Source organism: Streptomyces sp. NPDC093085, assembly GCF_040683935.1.
Taxonomy (GTDB): Bacteria; Actinomycetota; Actinomycetes; order Streptomycetales; family Streptomycetaceae; genus Streptomyces.
This window is the reverse complement of sequence record NZ_JBFBFB010000004.1, coordinates 629,607-638,192: the sequence shown is the minus strand read 5'-3', so window position 1 is coordinate 638,192 and position 8,586 is coordinate 629,607. Positions and strand designations below refer to the sequence as shown.

At 74.3% G+C, this 8,586-nt stretch carries 7 protein-coding genes; 5 read left to right on the top strand and 2 right to left on the bottom strand.

The annotated features are described in order from the left end of the window. Nucleotides 1-123: 123 nt before the first annotated feature. Complete coding sequence (locus AB0O07_RS16525) at nucleotides 124-348, bottom strand: acyl-CoA carboxylase epsilon subunit (RefSeq protein WP_365632968.1); 225 nt, start codon at nucleotides 346-348, stop codon at nucleotides 124-126. Between the two features lie 30 nt (nucleotides 349-378). After that, complete coding sequence (locus AB0O07_RS16520) at nucleotides 379-2,034, bottom strand: acyl-CoA carboxylase subunit beta (protein ID WP_365632965.1); 1,656 nt, start codon at nucleotides 2,032-2,034, stop codon at nucleotides 379-381. 233 nt (nucleotides 2,035-2,267) lie between these two features. Between AB0O07_RS16520 and AB0O07_RS16515 the strand changes: the two genes are divergently transcribed. From AB0O07_RS16515 to hutH, 5 genes are all read left to right on the top strand, one after another. Next, on the top strand, nucleotides 2,268-3,143 hold the full coding sequence (locus tag AB0O07_RS16515) for a biotin--[acetyl-CoA-carboxylase] ligase (protein ID WP_365632962.1): 876 nt from the start codon (nucleotides 2,268-2,270) through the stop codon (nucleotides 3,141-3,143). A 362-nt stretch (nucleotides 3,144-3,505) separates the two neighbouring features. Further along, the gene (locus AB0O07_RS16510) at nucleotides 3,506-4,666 is read left to right on the top strand and encodes an adenylate/guanylate cyclase domain-containing protein (protein WP_365632959.1); all 1,161 of its coding nucleotides are present in this window, start codon (nucleotides 3,506-3,508) and stop codon (nucleotides 4,664-4,666) included. A 171-nt stretch (nucleotides 4,667-4,837) separates the two neighbouring features. After that, nucleotides 4,838-5,632, top strand: coding sequence for an enoyl-CoA hydratase-related protein (locus AB0O07_RS16505; RefSeq protein ID WP_365633136.1), 795 nt, complete (start codon nucleotides 4,838-4,840; stop codon nucleotides 5,630-5,632). Between the two features lie 130 nt (nucleotides 5,633-5,762). Next, nucleotides 5,763-6,905: a diguanylate cyclase gene (locus tag AB0O07_RS16500; protein WP_365632956.1), complete on the top strand. Its 1,143-nt coding sequence runs from the start codon at nucleotides 5,763-5,765 to the stop codon at nucleotides 6,903-6,905. Between the two features lie 90 nt (nucleotides 6,906-6,995). Next, complete coding sequence (hutH, locus tag AB0O07_RS16495) at nucleotides 6,996-8,552, top strand: histidine ammonia-lyase (RefSeq protein ID WP_365632953.1); 1,557 nt, start codon at nucleotides 6,996-6,998, stop codon at nucleotides 8,550-8,552. Nucleotides 8,553-8,586: the final 34 nt, after the last annotated feature.

Below are 8,586 nucleotides of genomic sequence, written 5' to 3'. Positions count from 1 at the left end.
GCCGGTGTGGGGGGGGGGTCGTGGTTGCTGCACACCCACAACTCAGTTTCTACTCCTCTGCCCGCGTGGGGGGGGGGGTCCCCTGGTCCCGCGCCCCCCCCCCCCCCCGCCCCACCCGGTGTCTCACCCCGGCCAGTACGTCCTGGCCCACGCTCCCGGGCCCGGCCTCGGGAGGCGGGCGCGGGCGATACGGGCCGGGGCGGACCAGGCGCCCGGGGGCCGTGCCGCGCCGGACGCGCCGGACGACGGGGGGCCGGCCGCCGCGCCTCCGGCGGCGCGGGCCCGGACCACCGCCAGGGCGGCGGCCAGCTCCTCGGGGGTCGGGTTGCCCCGTACCACCTTGATCATGACCAGCTCCTTCCCGGCTGCAGGGGTGTTCTAGAGGGGGATGTTGCCGTGCTTCTTCGGCGGCAGGCTCTCCCGCTTCGTACGGAGCTGACGGAGCCCCCGTACCAGGTGCGCCCGGGTCTGCGACGGCATGATCACCGCGTCCACATAGCCGCGCTCGGCCGCCACATACGGGTTGAGCAGGGTGTCCTCGTACTCCTCGATCAGCTCGGCGCGCCGGGTCTCCTGGGCCTCCTCGTCCCCGGCGGCGGCGATCGCGCGGCGGTGCAGGATGTTCACCGCGCCCTGCGCGCCCATGACGGCGATCTGGGCGGTCGGCCAGGCGAGATTGAGATCGGCGCCCAGGTGCTTGGAGCCCATCACGTCGTACGCGCCGCCGAACGCCTTCCGGGTGATCACCGTGATCAGGGGGACGGTGGCCTCGGCGTACGCGTAGATCAGCTTGGCGCCGCGCCGGATGATGCCGCCGTACTCCTGGTCGACGCCGGGCAGGAAGCCGGGGACGTCGACGAACGTCAGCACCGGTACGTTGAAGGCGTCGCACGTACGGACGAACCGCGCGGCCTTCTCCGAGGCGTTGATGTCCAGGCACCCCGCGAACTGGAGCGGCTGGTTGGCGACGATCCCGACCGGGAAGCCCTCCACCCGGCCGAAGCCGGTGATGATGTTCGGCGCGAAGAGCGCCTGTGTCTCCAGGAACTCGCCGTCGTCCAGCACCCGTTCGATCGCCGTGTGCATGTCGTACGGCTGGTGCGCGGAGTCCGGGATGAGGGTGTCCAGCTCGCGGTCCTCGTCCGTCGGCGCGAGATCGGCCTCCTCGGGGAAGGCGGGCGGCTCGGAGAGGTTGTTCGAAGGGAGGTAGGAGAGCAGCGACTTGACGTACTCGATGGCGTCCTTCTCGTCGCCCGCCATGTGGTGTGCGACCCCGGAGGTCGTGTTGTGGGTACGGGCGCCGCCCAGCTCCTCGAAGCCGACGTCCTCGCCCGTCACCGTCTTGATGACGTCGGGCCCGGTGATGAACATGTGCGCCGTCTGGTCGACCATGACCGTGAAGTCGGTGATCGCGGGCGAGTAGACCGCGCCGCCCGCGCAGGGGCCGACGATCAGGCTGATCTGGGGGACGACCCCGGAGGCGTGCACATTGCGCCGGAAGATCTCCGCGAAGAGGCCGAGCGCGGCCACCCCCTCCTGGATGCGGGCGCCGCCGCCGTCGTTGATGCCGATGACCGGGCAGCCGGTCTTCATCGCGAAGTCCATGACCTTCACGATCTTCTCGCCGTAGACCTCGCCGAGGGAGCCGCCGAAGACGGTGAAGTCCTGCGAGTAGACGCAGACGGGGCGGCCGTCGACGGTGCCGTACCCGGTGACCACCCCGTCCCCGTACGGGCGGGTCCTCTCGATGCCGAAGCTGGTGGAGCGGTGCCGGGCGAACTCGTCCAGCTCGACGAACGACCCCTCGTCCAGGAGGAGTCCGATCCGCTCGCGCGCCGTCAGCTTCCCCTTGGCGTGCTGCTTCTCCACGGCCCGCGCGGAACCGGCGTGCGTGGCCTCCTCGGTGCGGCGGCGCAGGTCGGCGAGTTTGCCGGCGGTGGTGTGGAGGGGCGGCGGGGCGGCTTCGCCTCCGGGTTCGGCTTCGGCTCGCGGGGTGGCTGGGGGGCGGGCGGCGGTGGTTTCCGGTTCGGACATCGGGGTGCGGCTCCCTGCGGGTCACGGGTGTGAATCGGGGTGCTCGGTGCGCTCGGTGTGCTCTGGGTGTTCGGGGTGCTCAGGGTGTTCGGTGTGCTCAGGGTGTTCGGGGTGCTCGGGCGCTGATGATCGTACGACTGGCGCGATGCTACTGATCCGTAGCGTATCGGCGCCCCTGTCGTTCGGCAGTGCGGCGTCTGCCACACCTCCCGCCCGCGCCTAGGGTGGCCCGCATGACAGATGCCCCCGGTGCCTCCGGCCGCTGGTCCGACCTCGAACGCCCTCCGCTCGACGCCCGCGCGCTGCGCCGCGCCCTGATCCGGCCCGGCGGCCTGTGGAGTTCGCTCGACGTGGTCGAGGCGACCGGCTCCACCAACACCGACCTCGCGGCGCGGGCGGCGGCCGGCGCGGCCGAGGGCGCGGTGCTGATCGCCGAGGAGCAGACGGCGGGCCGGGGCAGGCTCGACCGGCGCTGGTCGGCGCCCGCGCGCTCCGGGATCTTCTTCTCCGCCCTGTTCCGGCCGGGCCGGGAGGTGCCGGCGGAACGGCTCGGCTGGCTGCCGCTGCTGACCGGGGTGGCCGTCGCGACGGGGCTGGCCAGGGCGGCGGGCGTGGACACCGCCCTGAAGTGGCCGAACGACCTCCTGGTCACGGTGGACGGCGCGGAGCGCAAGGCGGGCGGCATCCTCGCGGAGCGCGTGGCGGCTTCCGGGGGCGGTGCCGGGGACGCGGTCGTGGTGGGCGTCGGCGTCAATGTCTCGCTGCGGGCCGACGAACTCCCCGTACCGACGGCCGGATCGCTGGCCCTGGCCAACGCCGTGTCCCTCGACCGGGACACGCTGCTCCGCGCCGTACTGCGGGCCCTGGAGCAGTGGTACGGCACCTGGACGGCGTCCGGCGGCGACCCGGCCGCCTCCGGCCTCCAGGAGACGTACGCCGCCGGGTGCGCCACCCTCGGGCGCCGGGTCAGGGCGGAGCTGCCCGGGGGACGCGAGCTGCTGGGCGAGGCGGTGGCGGTGGACGGCGACGGGCGGCTGGTGGTCGCGACGGACGACGGGGAGCGGCACCCGGTGGGCGCGGGGGACGTCGTCCACGTACGGGGCGTGTAGGGCCGTCGGCGTTCTCGCGCGGGGCGTGTAGGGCCGTCGGCGTCCACGTGCGGGGCGTGTAGGGCCGTCGGCCTTCACGCACGGGCCGCGTCGGTACGTCCGGGCGCGTCGGTACGTACGGGGGGCGCGCGGAGCGGCCCGTGCACGTACGCGCGGCATAGTCCAGGGGCACCGCGCCCCCTCCGGTGGCGGGGCGTGGCACGGGGGCGGGGTGGCGTGCTTCGCGCGCGCCCGCCCGTACCTCCGGACGGACCGTCTCATACCACCCATCGACGTGAGCCAGCGCACATCTGCCGTATCGTTGAGGCGATCCACGACAGATCGGCAGGGCGAGTGCGCAGGGAACGGGCAGGAGGCGGCTGGTGACCGTCGATGACGCGGCTTCCGGCGCGGAGCCCCCGCGGCCGGGCTCCTCGGGCCATCAGGCCGGCCACCCGACCCCGCACCATGTCGTCGATCACACGGCGGAGCCGACCGACGACCCGCTCGCGATCCGGCTCGAACAGCTGATCCTGGGGGCCGAGCGCCGCTACACGCCGTTCCAGGCGGCCAGGACCGCCGGGGTCTCCATGGACCTCGCCTCCCGCTTCTGGCGCGCCATGGGCTTCGCCGACATCGGCCAGGCCAAGGCGCTCACCGAGGCGGACGTCCTCGCGCTGCGGCGGCTCTCCGGGCTGGTCGAGGCGGGGCTGCTGAGCGAGCCGATGGCGATCCAGGTCGCGCGGTCGACGGGGCAGACGACCGCCCGGTTGGCGGAGTGGCAGATCGATTCCTTCCTGGAGGGGCTGACCGAGCCGCCCGAGCCGGGGATGACCAGGACCGAGGTCACGTACCCGCTGATCGAGCTGCTCCTGCCCGAGCTGGAGGAGTTCCTCGTCTACGTCTGGCGGCGGCAGCTCGCCGCGGCGACCGGGCGGGTGGTGCAGGCGGCGGACGACGACGAGATGGTCGACCGGCGGCTCGCCGTCGGCTTCGCGGACCTCGTCGGGTTCACCCGGCTGACCCGGCGCCTGGAGGAGGAGGAGCTGGGCGAGCTGGTCGAGGCGTTCGAGACCACCTCGGCCGACCTGGTCGCGGCGCACGGCGGCCGGCTGATCAAGACGCTCGGCGACGAGGTGCTGTACGCGGCGGACGACGCCGGTACGGCCGCCGAGATCGCGCTGCGGCTGATAGAGACCATGACGCACGACGAGACGATGCCCGCGCTGCGGGTCGGGATCGCCTTCGGCACGGTGACCACGCGGATGGGCGACGTCTTCGGTACGACGGTGAACCTGGCGAGCCGGCTGACGTCGATAGCGCCGAAGGACACGGTGCTGGTGGACGGCGCGTTCGCGGAGGAGCTGATCAGGACGGGCGACGCCCCGGCCTCGGAGACGGAGGCGGCGGAGGCGGCGGCGCAGGCCGAGAAGGAGGGCGAGGTGCCGCCCGCCTACCGCTTCGGCCTCCAGCCGATGTGGCAGCGGCCGGTGCGCGGGCTCGGTGTGGTGGAGCCATGGCATCTGGGGCGGCGGACGACTTAGGATCACCCCCGGTGAACCGTCGTTAACACCGTTGACTGGGAGGGTGCTGTGCCTGTGGAGAGCGAAGCGGCCGGGGAGACGGCCGGCCGGACAGCCGGTGAGGCGGCCGGTGGGACGGCCGATGGGGCAGCCGGTGAGGCGCTCACGGGGTCGGCGGGCTTCGGCGAGCATGTGACCGTACGGCGCCACGCCGTGGCCGGAACGGATCCGGCGGACGGATACGTGGCGGAGCTGGTGCTCGACCGCCCCCGGGCCATGAACGCCGTCTCCACCGCGCTGGCCCGCTCGCTCGCCGCCGCCTGCGCGGCGCTCGCCGCCGACGACGCCGTCCGGGTCACCGTCCTCACCTCCACCTCCCCGCGCGCCTTCTGCGTCGGCGCCGACCTGAAGGAGCGCAACGGGCTCAGCGACGCCGAACTCCTCCGTACGCGCCCCGTCGCGCGCGCCGCGTACACCGGCGTCCTGGAGCTTCCGATGCCGACGGTGGCCGCCGTGCACGGCTACGCGCTGGGCGGCGGGTTCGAGCTGGCGCTCGCCTGCGACCTGATCGTCGCCGACCCGAGCGCCGTGGTCGGGCTGCCCGAGGTGTCGGTCGGGGTGCTCCCCGGCGGCGGCGGTACGCAGCTCCTGCCGCGTCGGGTCGGGGCCGCCCGCGCCGCCGAGCTGATCTTCACCGCGCGCCGGGTGCCGGCGGCCGAGGCGGCCGGGCTCGGACTGGTGGACCTGCTGGTGGAGGAGGGTACGGACCGGGCCGAGGCGCTGGCGCTCGCGCACCGTATCGCCGCGAACTCGCCCGTCGGCGTACGGGCCGCGAAGCGCGCCCTGCGGCTCGGGTACGGGCAGGAGCTGCGGGCCGGCCTGGAGATCGAGGACGCCGCCTGGCGGACGGTCGCCTTCTCCGGGGACCGGGCGGAGGGTGTCGCGGCGTTCAACGAGAAGCGCGCGCCGAGGTGGCCCGGCGTATGAGGGGTACGCACGCGGCGTAACGCCCCCGTGGACGTTCCCGGGCGGTCCTCCCGGCTCTCCCCCCGGGCCTTCCCGGGTCCCCGCTCGCCTCGGGTGATCAAATCACCCCAAAGCGCCCTAAGGTGGGGTGATGGGAGTGGATGGGCGACTGCGCGCCATGGTGGCACTGGCCCAGGCGATGGCCGCGGCCCCGACGGCACGGGAGTCCTGGCGGGCGGCGGCCGGGGGCGCGTGCGAGGCGCTGTCCGGCACCTTCGCCGCGCTGTCGGTCTGGGAGCGGGGACTCGGGCGGCTCAAAGTGCTGGTCAACGCGGGGGAACGGGCCGAGGGCGAGGAAGAGTTCCCCGAGGACGAGTCGTACCCCGTCCACCAGTTCCCGGAGATCGCGGAGTTCCTGCACGAGAGGTGGGCGGGCGGCGGCGGCCCGAACGCGTGGGTGGAGACGACGGAGGGCCCGCTGCGCCCGCCCGGCATCCCCGGCTACTGCCACCAGCGGGTCGCCGCGCTCCGCAGGCGGGGCCGGGGGTGCTGTGTGGTGGCGCCGATCGTGCTGCACGGCCGGGCGTGGGGCGAGCTGTACGTGGCGCGGCCGGTGGGGGCTCCGCTCTTCGGCGCGGACGACGCCGACTACGCGACGGTCATCGCCTCCGTGGTGGCGGCCGGCCTGGCCCAGACGGAACGGCTGGAGGAGGTCCGGCGGCTCGCCTTCACCGACCCGCTGACCGGGCTGGCGAACCGGCGCGCGGTCGACGCCCGGCTGGACGAGGCGATCGGCGCGTACCAGCGCGAGGGCGCCGTGGTCAGCCTGGTCGTCTGCGACCTCAACGGCCTCAAACAGGTCAACGACACCCTGGGCCACGCGGTCGGCGACCGTCTGCTGGAACGCTTCGCCTCCCTCCTCTCCGTCTGTGGCGCCCGCCTCCCCGGCGCCCTGGCCGCGCGCCTCGGCGGCGACGAGTTCTGCCTGCTGGCGACCGGCCCGACGGCGGACGAGGTGATCGCCGCGGCGGCCGAACTCTGCGCCCGCGCGGCGGAGTTGGAGCTCGGCCACGGGGTGGCCTGCGGTATCGCCTCCACCGGCGACCCCATCGGCGAGGTCCCCACGGCCCGCCGCCTCTTCCGCCTCGCCGACGCCGCCCAGTACCGAGCGAAGGCGCTGCGCGCCCGGGGCCCGGTGGTCGCGGGCCGCGACAACACCGTCCTCCCCCTCGCCGACACCCCGACCCCACCCGACCGCGACCGCCGCCGCTTCAGGGACGCGCCGCCGCCTTAGGTGCGGATGGGGGAGTGGGATTGCGGGGGTTGGCGGCGGGCCCCGGGCTCTCTCGTGACACCCCTTGATTCAGTGCGTACGCTCCTGAATATGGATATGCGAACTGTCGTGGTGGGGACGTCCGGGACGACCGCCGAGGACGTCATCGCCGTCGCCCGGGGGCTGGCCCGGGTCGAGTTGTCCGGGGCGGCGGTGGCCGCGCTCGGGGCCGCTCGGGGGGTGGTGGACGCGCTGGCGGCGAAGCCGGAGCCGGTGTACGGGGTGTCCACCGGGTTCGGGGCGCTGGCCACCCGGCATATCGGGGTGGAGCTGCGGGGGCGGCTCCAGCGGAACATCGTCCGGTCGCACGCCGCCGGGATGGGGCCCCGGGTGGAGCGGGAGGTCGTACGGGCGCTGATGTTCCTCCGGCTCAAGACGCTCGCCTCCGGGCATACCGGCGTACGCCCCGAGGTCGCGCAGGCCATGGCCGATGTGCTCAACGCGGGCATCACCCCCGTCGTCCACGAGTACGGCTCCCTCGGCTGCTCCGGCGACCTCGCGCCGCTCTCGCACTGCGCGCTGGCGCTGCTGGGGGAGGGGGACGCCGAGGGGCCCGACGGGGTCGTACGGCCCGCCGGGGAGCTGCTGGCCGCGTACGGGATCGCGCCGGTCGAGCTGCGGGAGAAGGAGGGGCTGGCGCTGCTCAACGGGACCGACGGCATGCTCGGGATGCTGGTCATGGCCCTCGCCGATCTGCACCGGCTCTACACCTCCGCCGACATCACCGCCGCGCTCAGCCTGGAGGCGCTGCTGGGGACCGCGAAGGTGCTCGCCCCCGAGCTGCACGCCATCCGGCCCCATCCGGGGCAGGGGGTGAGTGCGGAGAACATGGCGCGGGTGCTGGAAGGGTCCGGGCTCACCGGGCATTTTCAGGCCGACTCCGCGCCCCGGGTCCAGGACGCCTACTCGGTACGGTGCGCGCCGCAGGTCGCCGGGGCCGGGCGGGACACCCTGGCGTACGCGCGGACCGTCGCCGACCGCGAGCTGGCCTCGGCGGTGGACAACCCGGTGGTGCTGCCCGACGGGCGCGTGGAGTCCAACGGCAACTTCCACGGCGCCCCCGTCGCGTACGTCCTCGACTTCCTCGCCATCGTCGCCGCCGACCTCGGCTCCATCGCGGAGCGCCGTACCGACCGGCTCCTCGACCGGGCCCGCTCGCACGGGCTGCCGGCCTTCCTCGCCGACGACCCGGGGGTCGACTCCGGGCTGATGATCGCCCAGTACACGCAGGCCGCGCTGGTCAGCGAGATGAAGCGGCTGGCGGCGCCCGCCTCGGTGGACTCGATCCCGTCCTCGGCGATGCAGGAGGACCATGTCTCGATGGGGTGGTCGGCGGCGCGGAAGCTCCGTACCGCCGTCGACAACCTGACCCGGATCCTCGCCGTCGAGCTCTACGCGGCCACCCGCGCCGTCGAGCTGCGCGAGGGCACGCAGGGGCTGACGCCCGCGCCCGCCTCCCGCGCGGTGATCGACGCGTTGCGGGAAGCGGGGGTGGAGGGGCCGGGACCGGACCGGTTCCTCTCGCCCGATCTCGCCGGGGCGGAGGCGTTCGTACGGGACGGGCGGCTGGTGGAGGTGGTGGAGGGGGTCACCGGGGCGCTCGGGTGAGGCCCGAGGGCGGGGAGCCGCCTTGTCAGGGGGG

What these genes read in the sequence shown, in the direction of transcription:
- hutH (WP_365632953.1), top strand. Translation starts at nt 6,996, where the DNA reads ATGGATATGCGAACTGTCGTGGTGGGGACGTCCGGGACGACCGCCGAG.
- AB0O07_RS16525 (WP_365632968.1), bottom strand. Translation starts at nt 348, where the DNA reads ATGATCAAGGTGGTACGGGGCAACCCGACCCCCGAGGAGCTGGCCGCC.
- AB0O07_RS16515 (WP_365632962.1), top strand. Translation starts at nt 2,268, where the DNA reads ATGACAGATGCCCCCGGTGCCTCCGGCCGCTGGTCCGACCTCGAACGC.
- AB0O07_RS16520 (WP_365632965.1), bottom strand. Translation starts at nt 2,034, where the DNA reads ATGTCCGAACCGGAAACCACCGCCGCCCGCCCCCCAGCCACCCCGCGA.
- AB0O07_RS16500 (WP_365632956.1), top strand. Translation starts at nt 5,763, where the DNA reads ATGGGAGTGGATGGGCGACTGCGCGCCATGGTGGCACTGGCCCAGGCG.